We start from the raw sequence: 21834 nt of genomic DNA on the forward strand, positions 1-21834 counted from the left end.
CCACTGTGAAAATTTTCTTCAGGCGGTTATTCATTTTATATTCCGCAATCGAATTCTCAGCTTGAAAAATCATGGCGTGACAGTGGCATGCTACGGATACGCCGCCCCGTCAGGGTCGAAACCGCATTGGCAACAGCAGGCGGAATGGCGGGCAATGGGGGTTCACCCACCCCACCCATCTTTTCCCCACTCTCGACAATTTTCACATGCACGCGTGCCATGTGATCCAGCGTCAGGATCGGATACCCGTCATAATTACGCGCACGTGGCTCCCCATCTTCATAAACCGTCTCTTCCAGAAGAACCTGTGACAGGCCAAGCGCCACGGCCCCGTTCACCTGTGCCTCGACAATGGCGGGGTTCACAACCTGTCCGGGATCTATTGCTTCCCAGACGTCGTGTACACGAACACGACCGTTCTTGATCGACACTTCGGCAATCGCCGCTGCATGAGATCCGAACGGTGAAGCCATGGCGACACCACGTGCACGACGCGAACCATCCTCCGCCGTGAACGGGCCGCGCTTCCACCCACCGGACAGTTCCCCGACCGCCTTGAGCAGGGTGGTCAGGCGCCTGTTATCACGCAGCAGATACAGCCGCAGCCCATAAGGGTCCTGTCCTCCCCTATCGGCCAGTTCATCCAGAAATGTTTCATACAGAAAGTCATTCATGGAATTCCCGACAGAGCGCCAGTAACCAAGCATTACGGGACTTTTGACATAATGCTGGGCAATACGCCTGTCCGGGATATCATATGCTTTCCCGGTCAATCCTTCGAGGGCACTCTCGTCCAGCTTGTCACCGCGCTTGTTATTCAGGCCTTCGGTGGGCCCTTCCGTCACGCTTACGGCTTCGAGAACCACGGGAATGCCGTTCTTATCCAGTCCGCCCCGAAACTGCACAGCCGCCATCGGCCGCAGCGTATCGCGCAGGAATTCTTCCTCGCGGCTCCAGATCAATTTGACGGGACGACCTGTCGCCTTTGCAAGCATAATTGCCTGAGGATAGGGACTTGCCGTGTCATAAAGAAAATGACGCCCGAAAAATCCGCCAAGCATCTGTGAGTGAACAGAAATTTTTTCCACGGACAGCCCCGTGCGTCTGGCCATGTCGGCCCGGAACATATCCGGTGCCTGATTGGGTACCCAGATATCCAGTGTGCCATCCGGATTGAACCGGACCAGCGCGGATGGCGGTTCAAGCTGTGCATGATTCACATACTGGCTGAAATATGTCGCCTCCACGACCGTATGCACATTTTGCAGCGCCGTCCTGACATTACCTCTTGTTTCCGCCTCCTGACCCGGCCCGCGTATATCGGCCAGTTCCTTCCTGAAGGCCTCCGTCGAGAAATCCGCAGGCATGACACGCATGCCCGTATCCGTTCCGGCTTCCTTCCAGTCGATCTCGGCGGCTTCGGCAGCACGCTTCGCATGCCACCAACGCTCGGCCACAACTGCGAACGCGCCCGGAAGATGATGCGTGGAATGCACCCCTTTCATCAACCGGACCTGATCCTCATTACGCACGGACTGAATATCCATGCCAAGGCGTGGCGCATGCTGCACGGCGGCATGAAGCATTCCCTCCACGCTGACATCAATCGTGTAGACAACCTTACCTGTCGATTTGTCATGAACATCCACACGCGGTACGGATGCACCGATCCAGCGAAACTGCCCTGGCTTTCTGAGTGTGACACTCTCTGGCGCCGGCACAGGAAGATTCATCGCTTCGTGGGCAAGTTCACCATAGGCAATCAAACGCCCCGAGGCCGTATGAACCACCTGACCAGGCTGCGTCGTCAGTTCCCCGACCGGTACACCAAGATGCAGTGAACCAGCCTGCAGCAGCATTTGTCGCGCCAGTGCCCCAAGTCGGCGCATCGCGGAATAGCCATTGCGGATGGACATGCTGCCGCCGGTAATGCGCATGCCATTATCCATGACCACATATTCATCACCGGGCGGTGCATTTTCGACAAGGAAAGTCGCGGGATCAGCATCAAGTTCTTCGCCAACGATCTGCGCCATTGCCGTAAACGTACCCTGGCCGCCTTCGACAAAGGGACTCTGCAACCGCACCGTACTGTCAGGGCGGATTTCCAGAAATGCCGGCACATTCGTACCCCGCAGCTTCGTCCCCTCTGCCCTGGCGCGCCCTAAAGGCACGCCAATTCCCAGCACGAACGCTCCGGCCGCCACACCCGCCGAAGAGAGCATGAAGCCCCGCCGGGAGAGATTGACCGGGATTTCCTCCATCCCCATCGCATCGAACGGAGCATCAGTCACTGTCCAGCCCCTTTCCTTCCGTCGTGTCAGCCAGTTCGTGGATTGCCGCCCTGATAGCGTTATAGGTGCCACAACGACAGAGATTGACCATCGCCGCCCTGATATCCTCATCCGTGGGATGCGCAGTCCGCATGAGTAGCGATGTCGCCGCCATCACCTGCCCGGACTGACAATAGCCGCATTGCGGTACCTGATGCCTGACCCATGCAGCAACAACACGTTTGCCGATCCTGTCCTGTTCGATTGCTTCGATGGTTGTAATTTCTGCCGCACCCACTTCGCCAACCGGCATGACACAGGATCGGACTGCATTGCCATTGACAAGCACCGTGCAGGCACCACACTGCGCAAGGCCACATCCGTATTTGGTGCCCGTCATCTTCAGGTCATCACGCAGCACCCACAACAAAGGGGTATCCGGCTCAACATCAATGTGGTGCCGCGCACCATTAATCGTCAGTTCCATCAACGCCCCGTCGCCAAGTAAGAATGTCCAGCTTGCTGTTTGCATGACCAATGGGACCAGTACACGCCCTGATCCTGATGGGAGACATTGATCGGAAATATCCAGTCAATACAGAAATATTTCTGCACTCCCTATAAAAACCTAACCTTTTCTGCCCCGGTGGCAGATATGCCTGCATCCGCCTTACATCGTCATGGTCAGGCACGCCCTGTCTTCATCGTTGCAAACGCCAGTAGTGCCGCAATCACAAGCACAAGCGCACTGGCGGCAAATGTGGCCTGATAACCGATCCCATCAAAGAGGAGGCCCCCACAGGTCGCCCCCAGCGTGATGGCAAGCTGGACGACGGCAACCATAAGCCCACCTCCGGCTTCTGCATCCTGCGGAAGCGTACGGGCCAGCCACGTCCACCATCCCACAGGCGCTGATGTCGCAAACAGGCCCCATGCAGTCAGTATCATGGCAGAAACGACAACCCATTTCCCCAGCACAATGAGGCCGACGGCCATGATGGCCATCAGGAGCGGAATGACGATCAGAACCGGATAGACACTTTTTTTCAATGCCCCCCCGATCAGCACAGTACCAACAAAGCCGGAAACCCCCATCAACAGCAGGATCAGCGACAGGGTGGACACATCGACATGGGCAACTGTTTCAAGAAATGGCCTGACATATGTAAAAAGTGTGAACTGTCCCATGAAAAAGAGACTGACCGCGACCATTCCCATTCTGACGATCGGTCGCGTCAACAGAGCAAAAACGCTTGCAGAGTGTCGGTGACGTTCACTGGGCATGGACGGAAGGCTGAGAACCTGCCAGGCGAAAACAATGACAGCCACAGGCACCACGCAGAAAAATGCGCCGCGCCATCCAATAAGACTACCCAGAAAACTTCCGGCGGGCGCCGCAATAACCGTCGCAAGGGCGTTTCCACCATTCAGGATCGCAAGCGCACGTGGCACATGATGATCTTCGACAAGGCGCATGGCCGTAGCAGCCGACATCGACCAGAAACCGCCGATCACGACACCAATCATCGCCCGCCCGAACATGAAGATGATATAGTTCGGTGCGAGGGACACAACTGTCCCGGAAACAATCATCATACCAATGAGGGCCAGTAACAGCGTCTTGCGATTCACGCCCTTGGCAAGCGATGCAATACACAGACTTGTCAGGACCGCAAATGCGCCGGATACCGAAATGGCCTGTCCCGCCTGCCCTTCACTGATATGAAGATCCGCTGCAATCGGGGTCAGAAGGCTGACTGGCATGAATTCGGATGCAACGAGCGCAAAGGCCCCCAGAGACATGGCAAGCACGGCGCCCCAAGAGCCTGCCTGACTATCGGCATTCTGGATCATTTCAGGAGCTGTTTGAGAGATAGTGTCCATTCTGCCTCAATATTACGATCATTTACACCCATGGACCTCCCTCATAATCATGCGAGAGATCAACAAAGCACCAGCCATCAGACACATTATTGCCATGTGCCAGCCTATCTCATGCATTGTGGCAGGTGAGGTGTGATAGAAGACATAAGGAATGAATGGCATATAGACTAGCCCCAATAAAACGAGTACTATCATGAATTATATTCATGAATGCTCTGGGGCTGGTATTATGCTGTGCCGACAGATATAAGGACATGTGCCGGCACTCAGGCAGAAGCTGCCGATAATTTCTTCATGGTCTTATGCAAATGGGCCGAAATATCCAAGTATACAGCGCATCCACAATAAATTTATATAAGCTGCCCCATCTTAAATCTGTTGCCTGGTAGGGCGGAAAAGAATTTCGTTGATATCGACATCTTCCGGCTGATTGATGGCGAATGCCACGCATCTTGCAAACGAGTCAGCACCAATAGCAATATTCGGCACAAACTTCTGGAGCTGTTCGGCAGTTGCTTCATCATGGATGCCATTAAGCAGTTCAGACTGAACCGCCCCCGGTGAAATGACCGTCGTGCGCATATTATACGGCTTCACTTCTCCCCGCAGTCCTTCCGAAAGAGCACGGACAGCAAATTTTGTGGCCGAATACACAGCACTGTTTTCAAGAACGCGATGGCCTGCGACAGACGATACGTTGATGATATGGCCGCTCTTCTGTGCTTTCATATGGGGCAGAGCTGCCGCAATGCCATACAGGACGCCTTTGATATTGACATCAATCATCAAGTCCCACTCATCAACGCGCAGTTTTTCGAGTGGCGACAAAGGCATAACCCCTGCATTATTCAGAAGCACGTCAATGCGGCCATAAGTTTTGACGGCCGTATCAACAAGTTTCTGGACCGAGGCACGGTCCGTCACGTCCGTTTCAATCGCCAGAGCCTTGCCACCTTTGGCAAGGATACTGTCGGCAAGTGTTTTGATACGGTCTTCGCGCCGCGCACCAAGTACAACAGTGCCCCCCAACCCCGCCAGGTGCCGTGCGGCTTCCGCCCCCAGACCGCTGCTTGCCCCCGTAATGACAACGATCTTGTCCGTAACATTGTTATTCATGATCATTCTCCGTATTTTTAACGGTCGATTTTCTGAAATTTGAGGACGAAATTATCCCCCTCCCCGATCGCGGCATATTTGGCACGATCCGTGTCCCCAAGGGCAAAGGTCGGCGGTAGTGTCCACACGCCTTTTGGCCAGTTGGCCGTATCACGCGGATTGGCATTGATTTCCGACGTACCAACCAGCTTGAACCCTGCTTTTTCAATCAACGAGATCGCATAAGACTGGCGCACATACCCATCACCCGCATGCGGATCCTGCACGGCATCCGTATGGCCGCGATGGTCTTCAACACCGAATATTCCCCCCGACCTGAGAACCCGGTGGATTGCCGCGAGCATCTGTGGCGCGTTCCCGGCTTCCATCCAGTTATGAAGGTTACGGAATGTCAAAACAAGATCGGCACTGTCAGGCGGGGCGAAATCAAGATGTTCGCCATCAAACCGTATGGTCCTGAACGTCTGCGCAAGTTGCGGATGTGCGGCCAGCATCTTGCTAAAAGCGGAACCGGCCCCATCTTCGGGACCAAACGCCAGAGTATAGCTCCCCCGATCGTGCAAATAGGGACCAAGGATCTGCGTCCAGTATCCTCCTCCCGGCCAGATTTCCACAACGCGAGCATCAGGGCGTAGACCAAAAAAATGCAATTCCTCCACAGGATGCCGGATTGGATCGCGCGCGATAAACTTGGCATCCCGGGTGGAAGAATGAACAGCCTGTTCCAGCGTCGGCGCCGCCAATGCCTGCCCTGTCATGGTCATGGCAACCGCGCATACGAGAGGATAAACCGCTTTCATGATTTTTCTATATCCGTTCCTATGCCAGAATCCCTGATATTTCCCTATATAGGGTTTCATCACAAGCGCGATTAGCCCCCTGTAGACGCATACGCCCTTCAATTGTGCTCATGAATGCGACAGTCAGGCCGTCTCATGACGCATTCCCTCGACAAATATCAGAGAGGTGTATCAATGACGCAATACTTCATTTTATCCAGACAGAATTTTCAGGGCTCCATATCCTGTGGATGATTAATGAATGAAATTCATAATCATATTCAAAATATAGCGGCTAGTCGTAAGAAGATGGGATAAATTACTATGACCATTCATGCATCAATACCGATGCCATCTGACGTCGCGCAACATGGCAATCAATTTTCCACAGTTATCCCCCACCAGATGCGAAAAGAGGAAATTGCCAATTCATGGGCATTGTTGGTCTTGCGCTCCGAAAGCCATATACTTTTATCGTTGGGGGAGTGCTGATCCTTCTGCTTGGCATTTCGGCCATCTTCAGGACACCAACCGATATTTTCCCGAATATCGACATCCCGGTCGTTACTGTCGTCTGGTATTATGACGGCCTGTCAGCACCAGAAACCGAAAAGCGCATCAGTACCTATACGGAATTTTCCCATAGCTTTTTTATCAATAACCTACGGACAATCGAAAGCCAGACAACACCGGGCCTGGTACTTCAAAAGCTGTATTTCCAACCTGGCGTGGATATTGGCGTGGCACTCGGCCAGACAGTGGCCGCGACACAGTCGATCCGCGCCCAGCTTCCCCCCGGTGTGCAACCCCCCATTATCATGCAGTACAGCGCATCAAGTGTTGCGGTCCTTCAGCTTTCCCTGTCTTCCGACAAACTCAGCGAAAGTGAACTGTACGACTATGGCGTGTATCGCCTGCGCCAGCAGATGGCCCCGGTTCCAGGCACGCTGTTGCCTCCCCCACACGGAGGCAAGATCCGCCAGATCATGGTCGATATCGACCCGACCAAGCTGCAGGCCCTAAGGATCAGTCCACTGGATGTGTCCAACGCCATCAATGCCCAGAACCTGACGCTGCCCGGTGGAACGGTAAAATTCGGGCCATCGCAATATAACATCCAGATGAACGGCATCCCCTATTTTTCTGCACAGTTGAATAACATTCCCCTGCGCAAAGATCCCGTGACAGGCGCCATCGTCCGTATCCGCGATGTTGCACAGGTTCGTGATGGCTGGGAAGTACAGCACAACATTGTCCGCCGTGAAGGGCAGCGTTCTGTCCTGTTACGAATCATGAAGGCCGGGAATGCCTCCACACTTGCCGTCGTCAACGCCATGCGTAACACCGTGCTGCCGATTTCCCGGGCTGCAGCACCGCCTGGCATGAAGATTGACGAACTGTTTGACCAATCCCTGTTCGTCAAGGCAGCGATCAAGGGGGTTGCGTCAGAAGCCATCATCGCCGGGCTGCTGACTGCTGCCATGATCCTTGCGTTCCTGTCGAGCTGGCGTTCGACATTGATCGTCGCCGTGTCTATTCCGCTTGCCATTCTTTCTTCGATTGCCATCCTGTCTGCAACCGGTGAAACCCTGAACCTGATGACGCTGGGCGGTCTGGCACTGGCTGTGGGTATCCTTGTTGATGACGCAACGGTCACGATCGAGAACATCCATCGCCTGCATCATGATGGCGCCGAACTGCGCAGGGCCGTACTGGATGGTGCCGCGGGTATTGCACTGCCAACTCTTGTGTCAACGCTGGCAATTTCATGCGTATTTGTGTCCGTCGAGTTCCTGACAGGACCATCAAGGTTCCTGTTTACACCCATGGCACTGGCCGTAGTGTATGCCATGCTGGCCTCCTACGCCATCAGCCGGACACTTGTGCCGATTTTTGCAGCCCTTCTCCTGCGCTCCGAAGAACAGGCCAGAAAACGCCGCAAGGAAACAGGCAAGCCACCTACGGTATTCGAACGTTTCGGTGCGAAATTCGATGCCCGGTTCGAACGTCTTCGCACGCGTTATGAAAATGCGCTTTCCGCCCTTCTGCAAAGCACATGGAAAGCCCCGGCGCTGGGGGGGATCTTCATCTTGGGGGCCGTGCTGCTTGCAACACAGGTTGGGCAGGACTTCTTTCCGAGTATAGATGCAGGCGAATTCAAGCTTCATGTCCGCGCACCTGCCGGGACCCGGATCGAAACGACAGAACGGATTTTCGATCAGGTCGAAGATACAATCCGGGAAATCGTTCCCACAAATGAACGCGAACTGGTGCTTGATGATATTGGCATTCCCTTTCGCTATTCCATGCCATTTGACGATGGCTCCACAATTGGCCCGAATGACGGACAGATTATGGTGGCATTAACGGAAAACCATCACCCCACCGCGCAATATATCAGCCGCCTGCGCACTGTGCTGGCCAAGCGGTTCCCTGATGTCGTGTTTTACTTCCAACCCGCCGACATGGTGACACAGATCCTCAATTTCGGCCTGACTTCCCAGATCGACGTCCGGATTACGGGATATGATCAGGCGAATAACCGTGTTGTCATGGATAAAATCATGGCGGAGATGCGTCATGTGCGTGGTCTGGTGGATGTACATCTGCACCAGCAACTCGCAGCGCCGGCCCTGAATGTATCGATCGACCGTGAACGCGCGCAGGACCTCAATCTGGTACTGAACGATGTCGCACGTAGCGTGATGGTCTCACAGGCTTCTTCCAATACCGTCACACCGAACTTCTGGCCTGACCCGCAGATGGGAACGCTGTATCCGGTCGCTGTGCAGACACCGCAATATCAGGTCAATACCGTTGATGACCTGGGCAAGCTGGTCGTGGCCGGAAACGCATCCCAGGCCACGTCTATCCCCACCCTGTTAAGGAATGTCGCCACCATTGAACGCACGGTGGCCCCTGACGTAATTTCACACAGCAACATCCAACCCGTTCTGGACATTGATGCCAGCGCCGAAAATCGTGACCTCGGGAGCATTGCACACGATATCGGTCGGATTGTAATGCGGCATAGATCTGAGCTGAAGCCTGGTAATAATATTGAGATTGCAGGACAGATCGACAGCATGAACACGTCGTTCACGCGCCTCGAAATCGGCCTGCTGGTGGCGGCCATCGCGGTATACCTGCTCATGGTCGTCAATTTCCAGTCCTTTATGGACCCGCTGGTGGTCATACTCGGCCTGCCGGGAGCCATGTGCGGCATCGTACTCATGCTTTTCGTGACAGGAACCACTTTCTCTGTCCCCTCCCTTATGGGCGCGATCATGAGCGTTGGTGTCGCGAGCGCGAACTCCATCCTTCTCGTCACCTTTGCAAAGGAGAGCCGCGCGCACGGACTGAATGCCATGCAAGCCGCAATGGAGGCCGGTCGGGAACGTCTGCGGCCAATCCTGATGACGTCCCTGGCGATGATAATCGGAATGTTGCCGATGTCGCTCGGTCTTGGGGACGGCGGCGAACAGAACGCACCGCTGGGTCGTGCCGTGATCGGTGGGCTGATGATCGGAACCTGCACGACCCTCTTTATCGTCCCCTGGCTCTACAGCCGCCTGCGCCGGAACGAGACCCGCATACTTGAGGAATATGAGAATGTCTGACCCCGTTCCCCCACGCGCCAGTCGTAAGTGCAGGCCGCTGTCCGCCAGCCTCCTCGCCGGGACGGGGATTATCGTCGCGATCGGATACGGGATCTACCTGCATGTCGAACGCACGGCCATAGCACGCAGCATTGCCGCCGAACGCAACCAGCAGATCCCTGATGTCCGGACCATGATCGCACGTGTATCGACCAGCGCCGTGCCACTCGATCTGCCAGGGGAAACGGTGGGCCTAGAAACCTCGGCGATCAACGCCCGCGCGTCAGGCTATATCGAAACACGATTGGTGGATATCGGTACGCCGGTGCATACCGGACAGGTTCTCGCGATCATTCGTGCCCCCGAACTTGACCATCGTGTCGAACAGGCACAGGCCACGTTGGCACAGGCACGCGCCAATCTGGACCTGGCGGGCGTTACGGCGCGGCGCTCAGGCGGGTTGGTCGGCGGCGGGGCGGTCAGCAAACAGAATTTCGATGTGGACCGCCTGACCCAACGGGCACGCCAGGCCGAACAGGCAGCGGCCAATGCCGTTCTTGCCGAAACAGCACAACGCCAGTCCTACACGACAGTAAGAGCCCCTTATGACGGGGTTATCACCATCAGGAATATCGAAGCGGGCGACCTGGTCAGCGCCGACGCTACGCAGGTGCGACCACTCTTTGTGGTAACACGCACCGACCGTCTTCGCGTACGTGTCCATGTGCCCCAAGATGCCGCCCTGACGCTCAAGGTAGGCGAACCAGCCTCCATCGTGGTACCGGAACGGCCGGGACAGACCTTCCGTGGAACAGTGACGCGCACGGGTCATGCCCTGGAACAGGGCAGCCGGATGCTGCCTGTGGAGATCGAGATCGACAATCACGATGGTCGCCTGACAGCAGGGCTTTACGCGACAATCCATTTTGATTTCCCGCGCGCAACGCCCGTTATCATGATTCCTTCAGAAGCCCTGAACTATGAGGCTGACGGGCTTTCCGTCGAAACGGTCGGCAGTGATAACAAGGTGACGATCCACAAGGTCAAGGTCGGGCGGGATTTCGGTGACAGGCTGGAAATCCTCGACGGCCTTCCCGAGGGAAGCCAGCTTGTGGTCCATCCTCCTTCCGCCCTGCATGACGGCAGCACTGTTGCACCACAACTTGACAAAAACCTGAAGGTGATCTGATCGTGCGGTCCTCGCTCTTTCTTCACGGGATTGCGCTGTCAGCTATGCTCGGCGGCTGCACCATGATCCCACATTATCACAGACCGGCCGCACCGGTTTCGACAACCTGGCCATCTGACGGCAAAAGCACTCCGCCACTCAAGAATGATACGGCGCTTATGCAGGACTGGCGGGAGTTTTACCGTGACCCGGTCATGCAGAACCTGATCGCCACGGCCCTGCAAAATAACAGGGACCTACATATTGCCCAACAGCAGACACGGGCCGCCAGTTCACAATTCGACATTGAAAATGCCGCCCTCTTCCCGACCTTGAACGGCACGGCAGGCGCCAATATCCAGAAAATGAATTCTCATATCTGGAGCCTTTCCCGCACGAATGAACCTATTTATATGCGGCAATATGCAGTTGGTTTTGGCGTTTCCGCTTATGAGGTCGATTTATGGGGACGTATCCGCAGCGCATCCCGTGCAGCATTCGACCGCTATATGGCCAGCGCACTTACTCAGCAGGCCATGCGCCTGAGCATTATTTCCAGTGTGGCGACGGCCATGCTGAACTGGATTGCCAATAATCAGGCAGTTACGGTCACACAGAATGTGCTGGAAAACAGGCGCCATACCTATGACCTTGTCAAACAGACGGCCACTGTCGGCACCGGCACGCAACTTGACGTAGCTGAAGCCGAAGCCGCCCTGCATGATGCTGAAACAGATCTACAGATCTATACACGCCAACGTGCGGAAACCCTCGATCAGTTGACGTTGCTGGTGGGTACCCCCCTGTCCGACGCCACCATCCAGTCAATGAACGCCAAAACATCACTTGATCGCGTCACGGCATTCCCAAATATCCCGGCTGGCCTGCCGTCCGATATGATTGCCAGACGCCCGGATATCGCGGCGTCAGAAGGCGAGTTACGGGCCGCCAATGACGATATCGGTGCAGCCCGGGCCGAATTTTTCCCAAAAATCCAGATCACGGCCGCCAATGGAACGGCAAGCAACAATATTACCCGCCTCTTTCAAAGCGGCATGGGAGCCTGGAATGTCGCCCCACAAATCACCCTGCCCCTCTTCGACGCGGGTCGGCTGACAGCCCAGCTCAAGCAGGCGCATGCGCGTCAACGAGAAGAGATGGCGCGCTATGAACGGACGATCCAAGCCGCATTCCGGGAAGTCGCCGATGCACTGGTCGGACGGGAAACCTATGTCGGACAGATGACGGCCCAACAGGCGTCAGTTTCTGCCACCCAACGACAATATACCCTCGCCCTGCAGAGATTCCGGGCTGGCTATGACCCCTATCTTGCGACACTTGTCGCCCAAAGGGCGTGGTATACTGCCGAACTCACAGCCATTACAACGCAGCTTCAGGCACTATCGAACAGTGTAACCCTCTACAAGGCGCTTGGCGGTGGCTGGGGTAAGGAAATTGCGCCCCGCAAGGCTCCTCTTGCTGAGCATATCCTTTGAATATGTACCTCCCCCCTTCATCCCCCCAGAACTATGGCACGCAGCTATATGCAGGACATATATGATTGAAGCCGATAGCCGGTTCGGGGATAGCCCGCCCCGATTGTCACGGTCAGATGCCGCGACCTGCACCGCAGCACCAATATCGCACTGTTCATGACGTTCCCCAGGTCACGACGTAAAGCCGCGCGCCCGACATCTGCAATCACAAGCAATCTCTATGCTATCCAAGGCGCTTTCGAAAAACGGAACGATATAGAGTTCCTGAAGTTTGACGGCATGTTGATGGGCATCTTCGCCAAACCCACGCGAATGCGCCTGTTCCCCGGCGCCAAAAAGCAGGTACCACTTCTGACAGATAGCATTGAACAGAACCATCAATCATTATTCCTTGCACCGCACATTCGATGACAAAGACATCAATTGATGGTTCTTCAATCCTTATATCTGAAAAATGGATTTATTGCACAATCAGATATACGACAACAGTATTCAGTGAGGCAGTGCATACACAACCAGATCATCACTTACTGGTGTCTGCATGAAATGATGTCCTCCCGCCATGATGGCGACATACTGATTGCCATTATATTCATACGTCATAGGCGTTGCTTGTCCGCCGCCAGGCAGTATATCATTCCATATCTCTTTCCCGGTTTTCAGATTATAAGCATGGATCAGGTTATCTGTTGTCGAAGCCACAAAGATAAGACCACCCGCTGTAATGATCGGTCCACCATTTAAGGGAACACCAATCGTAAGCGGTAAATGCGTTGCCAATCCCCATGGACCATTGGCACGGGCTGAACCAAAAGGTACCTGCCACAATACCTTACGGCTATGCATATCCACGGCAGTCAACATGCCATACGGTGGGGCATTGCACATCATCCCGGTATATTTATTCAAAAATGGTGAAACCGAGATGCCAACGGGTGTATCTGCCTGTGGTCCGTTCCCTTCCGACGCAGATGGATCAGGTCGGTAATTTGGATTATCAACTGCCATCAAGCCCAGCTCATTGGCTTTCTTACGTGTAATAACCTGATCATACATGGGAGTATTATTCCAATTCCCGACCAGAATGCCTGTTGTCGAGTCATAGGCGATACTCCCCCAGTCACTGCCGCCATCATAACCAGGATATTCTATATAAGGCTTATGAATTTGTGGCGGTGTAAATTCACCTTCATAATGCGCCTGCCGAAATTTAAGGCGACAGTAAAGCTGGTCGATCGGTGACATGCCCCACATGTCAGTTTCTTTAAGATCACGTGTTACTTCAAAAGCAGGGACATCGGGCGAATAAGGTTGGGTTGGGGAACGCTCGTCTCCCGGTACATCCGTATCGGTCGGTACAGGACGTTCCACAACTCGTGAAAGGGGCTTACCTGTACGTCGGTCAACAATGAAATTCTGGCCACGCTTGCCCGGAATAAAGATGGCAGGAACCGTATGATCACCTTGTGGCAGGTCAATCATAATTGGTTGGGAACCAATATCATAATCCCACACATCCTTATGAACTGTCTGGAACACCCAGCGTGGCGTGCCTGTTTTCACATCCAAAGCTACAATCGACGTGGAAACTGCATTTTCTTCAGGGGAACGCATGGCACTGTAATAATCAGCAGCAGCACTGCCCATCGGTATATAGACCTGCCCCAGTTCATTGTCACCCGTCATGATAGACCATGAATTCGGAGTTCCACGACTATAATACTGACCTTCTAAAGGTTCGCCATGATTATTCGGTTTTTTGACGTCCCATGCCCATAGGAACCGACCTGTTTCCGCATCATATCCCCTAATGACACCCGACGGCGCCCAGCGACGCTGACCATCGAGAACTTCGTGATTGGCAATAATGGCTCCGTTCACAATGGGAGGTGGAGATGTGACCGACACATATCCAGGCACGGAATACCCCATACCCTTCATCAGATTAACCTGCCCGTGATATCCAAATCCATCACACAGCTTGCCGCTATCCGCATCGACTTCAATCAACCTCATATCCAACGTACCCTCAAGGATACGGTTATGGCACGGTTGGCCCTGCGGGATTGTGGATGATGTATAGTACACCACCCCCTTGCATGCTGCAGTATAAGGAATACTCTCGTATTTCACACCCGCCTGATAACGCCACAGTTCCTTACCCGTCGCAGGGTCCAGTTTCATCATGTCGTTCATGGCCGAACACATGTACAAACCATCCCCCACCTTGATGGGCGTTGTCTCCGCCGCCCATTTATTCTGCTGTCCAGGACGAGGAAGACTGCCGGTATGATAGACAAATGCCTTCTGGAGTCTGGTGACGTTTTCAGTCGTGATCTGTTTTAGTGGAGAGTATTTCTGTCCGGTCGCGTCATGACCATATGCTACCCAGTCACCCTGTTCAACATGATCGACAGCCTGTGACACTGCCGGTGTAGGTTCGGACGGTGCGGCAGGAGGGCCATCCGGAATATTGGCCGCATTAATGCCAGGAGGCTGCGGCGTATCTGGTGACGGGGACTGAAAACGGCTATCGGATGTCTGGCCTGGGGAATTGGAAATCGCATTACCCGGTTCAGGCGGAACAACATTCGTCGCTTCCTGTGCCTGTATTTCTCCTACACCAGCTAGTGAATAAATTGTACAAAATCCAACAAGGAACGTACCAGATAGAAAATAAGGATGCACCTTCATCAGACTTTCCTTGTTACGACTGTTTTTTCTCCATCACGTCGATGGAAAACCGGGATGGTCAAAGCGACTGCAATTGCAAGCAGTGAGGGACCAAATACACGGGGCAATAACGCCCAGACATCAGTACCCACTTCCCAGAATGCCCAAGGCCACGTCAACGCTACGGCCATCAGATATAGCCAGACCCCCTTAACAGATCCTGCCAGCATGAGCCCACCACTTACGATAATGGCAGCCCCCGCAAGGGCATAGTAAGCTGACCCTCCCAATACGAGAAGCTGAACCCCCATGATAAACAAAGGCAACCCCAGCAAAACCAATAAAATGGCCAAAGCACAGACTGCCCAATCCGTATATGTTTTTGGCTTATTTATTTTCACGACTCCCCCCTCTTCAATAATTATTTTATTTAATTATTAATTATACATATGAACTCCTATGTAATTTGTTTTATATTGAATTCTTTTGAGAATTTTTTATTCCTGAGAGCATTTTCGATATCTTCAAGTGATGCCCCGGCGGTTTCAGGAACAAAAAAGAAAACGAATATAAAAGACAGAAAATTGATACTGGCGTAGATCCACATCGTTACGCCGAGACCAACCGCATTTACCACGGAAAGAGCAGTCCCAGTTACGACCAGATTACTGCCCCACAATGTCGCCGCATGAAGTGCTGTTGCTGGCCCTCGCATTTCAAGAGGAAACAGCTCTGCCCCCAGAAGCCAGCCACAGATCTGGATCCCCCCTGAATTAAACATCATGAAAAGAAGCAGGCATAGGATTGTCATAATCCCACCCAGCCCCCCATGCGTATCAAATGCAAACATGATACCCAACCCAATCAAACTCAGGACTGAGCCAGGAATCATGACAAGCATCAGTCGTCGCCGCCCGATCCGGTCAATCAGCAGACACCCCGCCAATGTCACCAGCGCATACACAAGCGCCACACCCACACTGGAGAGAAGAGCGGCATTCCGGCCAAATCCCGCATTCAGCAGAAAAGTCGGGGAGTAGTAGATCATCATTTCCAGGCCGCCACACTGGGTAAAAAATGCCACACCCAATGCAGCAACAAGAGCAGGCCGTACCCATGGCTGGGTAATGCCACGCCACCCCATGGCGTCAGATTTTACCGTGCGTTCGATATCATCAATCTGGGTCAGTTCATGACGAATCTCACCATGACTGGACCGGACTTTCTGCAATGTCTGGGCCGCTTCGAATAAACCTTGTTTTTCCGCAATCCAGCGCGGACTGTAAGGCATGAACAACATAACCGTGAAAACAATCCCCGCCGGAATGGCGGCAACCATAACCATGCTGCGCCATGTCCACACTTCATGCAGCCCAAAACCGATAATATTCGCGAAAACGATCCCGGCACCAATCGCAACATTGAAGACGGTAACAAGGGTTCCCCGCCGGTCATGTGGGGCCAACTCGGAAATATACATAGGCACGACCTGCGTCGATGCTCCGACCGCCATGCCCAATACGATCCGTGTGATAATCAGCACATCAACCGTCGGGGCAAGACCACAAGCCACAGCCCCCACCGCAAAGAGGGCGGCGACAGCAAGAATCGTATGTTTTCTGCCAAACCGTTCGGATGACCAGCTTGACAGTAAGGCACCGATGACAGCACCGGCCAAAATGGCGGCAGCCACGATCTCCTGCATCTGATGATCAAGATGGAATTCCGATGTCATCGATAAAAGCGCACCGGAAATAATCCCAGTATCATAACCATAAAGGCCACCACAGATGGCCGCTGCAATGGATGCAGCGGCCAGAACGATACCAGCATTCGGGCTTGGTTGTGTTGCCTTTACAGCCAGATCAATGCGTGCATTACGGTCATTTGGACAAGTATCCTGCACGTTAAAACCTCCTGATCGTGCCGTGATTTTTATTTCTTGGTTATCTTCACGGCGACGGATTACGATGCAGTCAGTCAGCTCATCCAGTTGCCACCATCCACGTTAAATGTTTGGGCAACGATGTAATCAGAATCTGATGAGGCAAGGAAAACCGCAACGCCGCGAAAATCATCTGGGCGTCCCATTCGTCCCGCCGGCACGGCCAGACCTACCTGACGCTTCTTTTCACCCAATGGCAGGTTTTCATATTTTGCAAATCCGGCATCGACCTCGTCCCACATGGGCGTATCGACCACCCCTGGTGCAATACCATTAACGTTGATGCCATGGCTGATCAGGGCCAGACCGGCAGACTGGGTCAAGCTAATAACGGCTGCTTTGCTGGCACAATATGTTCCAACCAGCGGTTCCCCCCGACGCCCTGCCTGCGATGCCATATTGATGATTTTTCCTCCCTGGCCCTGTACAATCATCTGTGCCGCAACAGCCTGGATTGAGAAAAGCGTACCTTTGACATTTACATTGAACTGCTTATCGAAACTTTGTTCCGTAATCTCAAGGATCGGTAAAAGTTCAAAGACAGCGGCGTTATTAATCAGGATATCCACGCGGCCGAAAACCCGGATGGTCTCTGCCACCATCGCCTCCACAGAGGCTTTATCGCTGACATTGACCTTCACTGCGTGCGCAGCATCACCAAGTTCACTGGCGAGGGCATTGGCTTTTTCCAGCGCAAGATCCGCAATCATGACCCGCGCGCCCTCACTCGCAAGGGCACGCACCATAGCGGCACCAATCCCTTGTGCCCCACCAGTAACAATCGCAACTTTTGATTTTAGTTTCATTTTTTTATCCGTGTTGCATATTTATTATTCTGAACTGGATATCTATTTTTCCTGATCCCAATTCAGTGAAACCTGAATGCATTTCCATACAAAAGCATAGCTCTCTAGGAAATTATGCATGCATTCTATGCATTCAGGCAGTTTCCATTATCTGCTCAGACAATGAATTACGATGGTACTCTGGCCTATCCCACCGCAACTGCATATTCCGCCAATACCTGCTGGACTGACGCAATAACAAGTTCCCGGGGCGTAGGGAGCAACTGACCACTCATAACTTGGGGATATACACGTGCGAGATATTGACTGATCAACGTCTCCGGGATCGCGACATCTTCCAGCACACCGAAAAGCCGAGAAACAGCAGCCATAGCGTCAGGGTGGGTCCAATAATAACGGATACGGTCGCTATAGCTGAAATGCCTTTGAATACGAAGTGCCTGATCCGATCCATGATAGTAACGTTGCCAGTATTCCGGCTCACGCAGCATCAGTTTTTCCATACATACGCGCAGACCGGTACTATCAGTCTCCAACTGCAATTCTATGGCAATATGATCCAATCCATACAGGGCTTCACGCAGGGCAAACGTCAAACCAGGTCCGACTTTCAGGATGGCAAATCCATCCTGCACCAGTGCCGCCAACGCTTTTTCCGGCTGATAGTCGGTTGAATGTGCCTCAAATAGAATCGGGATCGGCATGCTATCAAGACTTGCACTCAGTGCCTGTGCTTTTTCACGATCATATACAATGACGTTCTCATTGCCGAATTCGACGCCAGGCTGCACAACAGCAGCGATAACACGAATAAAGGCATCTGATAGACCGGCCTCCTCAAAAGCCCTACGATGTATATCAAGCGTTGCTATTGCCGCGTCTGGCTTGGTGACTTCCAGACTGTCAATTGCTTCGAGAGCGCCACCCGGAACCGGCACTTCGGTCCCTATCACATATACTGGTGCTTCCGTACCCCTTTCACGAACGGTATCTTCCGCAACTTTTGCCAGCGTTGCCGCTCGGGATGCTGTCAATGAATCTGAAAGGGCAATCGGTTCGCCGCTGCACCCCATACTTGTATCGAGATGGAGTTTGGTAAATCCAGCTTTAGCATACGCCGCAACCATGGCCCGTGCTTCGGTCATTGCCGCATCTGCTGACAAGTTCTTCCAAGGATTAGGACCCAGGTGATCTCCCCCCATTATGATCCGTTCCACCGGAAAACTGACTTGCCGGGCGATTTTCTCTACAAAAATACGGAATTTTTCAGGTGTCATGCCGGTATAACCGCCACGATGATTAACCTGATTGCAGGTCGCCTCGATCAGCACAGCCGTGTTTTCCATCAATCCTTGACGGAAAGCCGCTTCGATCACCAAAGGATGTGCCGAACATACAGATACAATCCCGGAGCACTTTCCTGCACGCCGATCTTGGACCAGTTTCATTAACATTTCTGAACTCATGTATTCATTTCCATCATGCGAGTAGCGAGAAAGGCCTCCAGTTCCAGCATGCTGGCGGTCCCTTCCATTGGGCCGCGCCGGGTAACCGCCATGGCACCACTCGCATTTGCCAGACGCAGACACTCTTCGGGTATCCTGCCAGTCAACCAGCAGGCAACGAACGTCGCCCCAAAACAGTCCCCTGCCCCCGTCGGGTCAATTTCGTTTACCTTCAATCCCGGCACATCAATTCTTGTCTGCCGATCGCAATAGCTTGCCCCCGCTCCGCCACGTTTGATGACGACTGCCGAAATGCCAAGATCCAGCAGTTCAGCCAAAGCGCCCGCTTCATCCTGAGCCTGTGTCAATGCGGTCAGTTCTTCACCACTGGGTAAAAACAGATCAGTCTGGGCAAGGAATCCCATCAAGGCATCACGCATTCCGGGCTTATCAAGCATTTCCTTACGACCATTGGGGTCAAAGGAGACACTGCCCCCGCGTTTTTTCACGTCATCAACCGCAGCCTGGATAACGGACACCATCTGAGGAGAAAACAACGATGAGCCCATGATATGCACATGGTGACACTGCGCGATTACTGAGCGTGTTTTTTCATCCAGCACGACGCGCGCAGCAGCGCTATCATGGATATTGAATACAAAATCCCGATCTCCATCAGGGCGATACCGCACAAACGCACTGCCGGTAGCTGCATGCGGAATTGATCGAAGGCCGACGATATCAACCCCATCACACGCAAGACGTTCACGCAGCAAAAGGCCAAAATCATCATTACCAACAGCACCAACCATTGATGCAGGCACTCCCAGCCGGGCAACCTGATCGATGAAGATGGTTGGCGCGCCCGACGGGAAAGGACCAACCAATGCAATTGGTTCGCTAAATCCCCTGCCTAAACTCGTCGCCATGATTTCGACAATCACCTCGCCAATGGCAAGCACTCGCTTTGTCATGCTGCTTTCCCGATAGGAAAGCCATCATGCGTCTGCGTGGATCGACATGGTTGTTTCACGTTTATCTCCTCTCGCTGTCTCCGCAGCGTTGCCCCAACCGGAATCAAGAAATCCGATACCGCATTCTTTAACGATATTACACCGCGCATCAACATAAAAATTTACGCGCGAAAAATAAGGTTTATCGGATTGCAAATATGTTCCCGATAGGCAAAATAGGAAAATAGCTCTATGAAGTTTAACCTGGGGTCAAAGTGGCAAAAAATATCCGCACCATGGATGAATTATCTGAAGTAATAGGCATTTCTCGCCCAACATTATCAAAGTATTTTAACGATCCAGACAGTGTTAAGCTCACGACACGAAAAAAAATTGAAAATGCCTTACATGAACATGATTATAGGCCCAATCTGTTTGCCACCAATCTAAACCGAAAATTACCCAAAAATATTGGAATTCTGGTACCGACTATTACCGATCCATTCTATGCCCAGATTGTATCGAAAATTGAAAAACGATGCGCGGCAGAGGGATACTGGTCAATTATCCTTTGCTCTTACGGAAACGAAGATACCGAACGCAAAGCGATCGAAACACTTCGTTCACTGCCTTTGGCTGGCGCGATCGTGGCCCCTTTGGGAAGCAAAAAAAATACGTCTCTTTTCACGGCACTTAAAGAGAAGACATCCCTCGTATTTATGGATAGCCATATTGGGACTGATATACCATTTGTTGGAAATGATAATTTTCAGAGCATAGGTCTTTTATACGACTATTTAATAAGAACAGGTGAACCACCATGCTATATTGATATGCCCAAGATAAACCAGAATGCAACAGAACGCCTTGCTGCCTATCGGGTGGCAGCACACAAAGCTGGTGTGCCCCCCATGATTGTTAGCATAGAAAAGATTTCGTGGGATTTCGAACAAATCGGGTTTGAAATCGCTTGCATGGCATTTGAAAATAATGGTTTTCCCGCCAATACTTTATTATGCGCCAATGATCGCATTGCCTTTGGGGTGCTTTCCGCAGCTTATAAATATAACATATCGGTTGGCATTCGCCCTTCCTGTCAATTAAAAGTAGCAGGACATGACGATCATCCATTAAGCCGCTTTACCAGCCCGGACCTTACAACAATTGCCCAGGACTATGAAGGATTGGTAAATCGAACATTTGATATCCTCATGCTGGCAATTTCAGGAAAAAAAACGCATATTCCCCTTAAAACACCACTAAAGGGAACGATAATAATGCGATCATCCGCATAAATTCCGATAAAATATTTTGTTTAATTAATTATTTTTTAAATATATCGTAAATATACACATCATCATTGATATTGTAATATTTAAAATTTACATACCTATTCTCTTTCTCAAAAAAATATCATACATAAACATGTAAAAACACATATATATCGGGAAAATTTTCTTAAAGTGACAGAAACATCCTCAAAAAAATCTGACTAATCAAGAGGGTTTCCCGCATCCGACAGGTCTCAGCACACGCTGTCAGGAGCAACGATCTCTATCGAGTTTTCAGAAACCCTTACATCGATTGGGAGGTAAAAATTCCATAAGCAGGCGAACTTGAACATTTCCCCTCATCCTTCAATCCCCCCACCCAGTCACCACATTTTCCGGCTGGGAATATCAGAAATAGCAACGCCC

16 protein-coding genes are annotated in these 21834 nt (G+C 52.4%); 4 read left to right on the forward strand and 12 right to left on the reverse strand.

What is annotated here, in order from left to right; genetic code table 11:
• Nucleotides 1-56: 56 nt before the first annotated feature.
• The 5 genes from IFJ82_RS09155 to IFJ82_RS09175 form a co-directional block, all read right to left on the reverse strand.
• On the reverse strand, nucleotides 57-2294 hold the full coding sequence (locus tag IFJ82_RS09155) for a xanthine dehydrogenase family protein molybdopterin-binding subunit (RefSeq protein WP_225578609.1): 2238 nt from the start codon (nucleotides 2292-2294) through the stop codon (nucleotides 57-59).
• Complete coding sequence (locus IFJ82_RS09160; protein ID WP_275394575.1) at nucleotides 2287-2805, reverse strand: (2Fe-2S)-binding protein; 519 nt, start codon at nucleotides 2803-2805, stop codon at nucleotides 2287-2289. The genes IFJ82_RS09155 and IFJ82_RS09160 overlap by 8 nt, the downstream gene beginning before the upstream one ends.
• Nucleotides 2806-2957: 152 nt before the next feature.
• Entirely contained in the window at nucleotides 2958-4157 is a 1200-nt protein-coding gene (locus IFJ82_RS09165) for an MFS transporter (protein WP_225578610.1), read from the reverse strand.
• Between the two features lie 369 nt (nucleotides 4158-4526).
• Nucleotides 4527-5273, reverse strand: coding sequence for an SDR family oxidoreductase (locus tag IFJ82_RS09170; RefSeq protein ID WP_003619578.1), 747 nt, complete (start codon nucleotides 5271-5273; stop codon nucleotides 4527-4529).
• 17 nt (nucleotides 5274-5290) lie between these two features.
• Entirely contained in the window at nucleotides 5291-6073 is a 783-nt protein-coding gene (locus tag IFJ82_RS09175; protein WP_225578611.1) for a class I SAM-dependent methyltransferase, read from the reverse strand.
• Nucleotides 6074-6483: 410 nt separating this feature from the next.
• Between IFJ82_RS09175 and IFJ82_RS09180 the strand changes: the two genes are divergently transcribed.
• From IFJ82_RS09180 to IFJ82_RS09190, 3 genes are all read left to right on the forward strand, one after another.
• Nucleotides 6484-9672, forward strand: a complete 3189-nt coding sequence (locus IFJ82_RS09180) for an efflux RND transporter permease subunit (protein ID WP_192264040.1) — start codon at nucleotides 6484-6486, stop codon at nucleotides 9670-9672.
• Nucleotides 9665-10840 carry an efflux RND transporter periplasmic adaptor subunit gene (locus tag IFJ82_RS09185; RefSeq protein WP_192264043.1) on the forward strand — a complete coding sequence of 392 codons (1176 nt, stop codon included), beginning with the start codon at nucleotides 9665-9667 and terminating at the stop codon, nucleotides 10838-10840. Before IFJ82_RS09180 ends, IFJ82_RS09185 begins: the two co-directional genes overlap by 8 nt.
• A 62-nt stretch (nucleotides 10841-10902) precedes the next feature.
• Nucleotides 10903-12315: an efflux transporter outer membrane subunit gene (locus IFJ82_RS09190; protein ID WP_239026114.1), complete on the forward strand. Its 1413-nt coding sequence runs from the start codon at nucleotides 10903-10905 to the stop codon at nucleotides 12313-12315.
• Between the two features lie 171 nt (nucleotides 12316-12486).
• Here IFJ82_RS09190 and IFJ82_RS09195 read toward each other — a convergent pair whose 3' ends face one another.
• From IFJ82_RS09195 to IFJ82_RS09225, 7 genes are all read right to left on the reverse strand, one after another.
• Nucleotides 12487-12693, reverse strand: coding sequence for a hypothetical protein (locus IFJ82_RS09195; protein WP_192264046.1), 207 nt, complete (start codon nucleotides 12691-12693; stop codon nucleotides 12487-12489).
• A 114-nt stretch (nucleotides 12694-12807) separates the two neighbouring features.
• Nucleotides 12808-15009 carry a pyrroloquinoline quinone-dependent dehydrogenase gene (locus IFJ82_RS09200; RefSeq protein WP_225578613.1) on the reverse strand — a complete coding sequence of 734 codons (2202 nt, stop codon included), beginning with the start codon at nucleotides 15007-15009 and terminating at the stop codon, nucleotides 12808-12810.
• Nucleotides 15009-15389 (reverse strand): glycerol dehydrogenase, encoded by a 381-nt coding sequence (locus IFJ82_RS09205; protein ID WP_192264048.1) that lies wholly within the window; start codon nucleotides 15387-15389, stop codon nucleotides 15009-15011. The genes IFJ82_RS09200 and IFJ82_RS09205 overlap by 1 nt, the downstream gene beginning before the upstream one ends.
• A 56-nt stretch (nucleotides 15390-15445) precedes the next feature.
• A complete protein-coding gene (locus tag IFJ82_RS09210) occupies nucleotides 15446-16894 on the reverse strand; it encodes a sugar porter family MFS transporter (RefSeq protein ID WP_192264050.1) in 1449 nt (482 codons plus the stop codon).
• Nucleotides 16895-16968: 74 nt separating this feature from the next.
• Nucleotides 16969-17739 (reverse strand): L-iditol 2-dehydrogenase, encoded by a 771-nt coding sequence (locus IFJ82_RS09215; RefSeq protein WP_040510738.1) that lies wholly within the window; start codon nucleotides 17737-17739, stop codon nucleotides 16969-16971.
• Between the two features lie 185 nt (nucleotides 17740-17924).
• Nucleotides 17925-19205 carry a D-tagatose-bisphosphate aldolase, class II, non-catalytic subunit gene (locus tag IFJ82_RS09220; protein ID WP_192264053.1) on the reverse strand — a complete coding sequence of 427 codons (1281 nt, stop codon included), beginning with the start codon at nucleotides 19203-19205 and terminating at the stop codon, nucleotides 17925-17927.
• Nucleotides 19202-20158, reverse strand: coding sequence for a tagatose kinase (locus IFJ82_RS09225; protein ID WP_062810118.1), 957 nt, complete (start codon nucleotides 20156-20158; stop codon nucleotides 19202-19204). Before IFJ82_RS09225 ends, IFJ82_RS09220 begins: the two co-directional genes overlap by 4 nt.
• A gap of 254 nt (nucleotides 20159-20412) precedes the next feature.
• Between IFJ82_RS09225 and IFJ82_RS09230 the strand changes: the two genes are divergently transcribed.
• Nucleotides 20413-21432: a LacI family DNA-binding transcriptional regulator gene (locus IFJ82_RS09230; protein WP_081254460.1), complete on the forward strand. Its 1020-nt coding sequence runs from the start codon at nucleotides 20413-20415 to the stop codon at nucleotides 21430-21432.
• Nucleotides 21433-21834 lie beyond the last annotated feature (402 nt).

Source organism: Novacetimonas hansenii, from assembly GCF_014843995.1.
Taxonomy (GTDB): Bacteria; Pseudomonadota; Alphaproteobacteria; order Acetobacterales; family Acetobacteraceae; genus Novacetimonas; species Novacetimonas hansenii.

Coding starts and splice junctions, on each gene's coding strand:
- IFJ82_RS09200 (WP_225578613.1), bottom strand. CDS start 15,009: ATGAAGGTGCATCCTTATTTTCTATCTGGTACGTTCCTTGTTGGATTT.
- IFJ82_RS09190 (WP_239026114.1), top strand. CDS start 10,903: ATGATCCCACATTATCACAGACCGGCCGCACCGGTTTCGACAACCTGG.
- IFJ82_RS09225 (WP_062810118.1), bottom strand. CDS start 20,158: ATGACAAAGCGAGTGCTTGCCATTGGCGAGGTGATTGTCGAAATCATG.
- IFJ82_RS09160 (WP_275394575.1), bottom strand. CDS start 2,805: ATGCAAACAGCAAGCTGGACATTCTTACTTGGCGACGGGGCGTTGATG.
- IFJ82_RS09170 (WP_003619578.1), bottom strand. CDS start 5,273: ATGAATAACAATGTTACGGACAAGATCGTTGTCATTACGGGGGCAAGC.
- IFJ82_RS09165 (WP_225578610.1), bottom strand. CDS start 4,157: ATGGACACTATCTCTCAAACAGCTCCTGAAATGATCCAGAATGCCGAT.
- IFJ82_RS09185 (WP_192264043.1), top strand. CDS start 9,665: ATGTCTGACCCCGTTCCCCCACGCGCCAGTCGTAAGTGCAGGCCGCTG.
- IFJ82_RS09195 (WP_192264046.1), bottom strand. CDS start 12,693: ATGGTTCTGTTCAATGCTATCTGTCAGAAGTGGTACCTGCTTTTTGGC.
- IFJ82_RS09180 (WP_192264040.1), top strand. CDS start 6,484: ATGGGCATTGTTGGTCTTGCGCTCCGAAAGCCATATACTTTTATCGTT.
- IFJ82_RS09220 (WP_192264053.1), bottom strand. CDS start 19,205: ATGAGTTCAGAAATGTTAATGAAACTGGTCCAAGATCGGCGTGCAGGA.
- IFJ82_RS09175 (WP_225578611.1), bottom strand. CDS start 6,073: ATGAAAGCGGTTTATCCTCTCGTATGCGCGGTTGCCATGACCATGACA.
- IFJ82_RS09215 (WP_040510738.1), bottom strand. CDS start 17,739: ATGAAACTAAAATCAAAAGTTGCGATTGTTACTGGTGGGGCACAAGGG.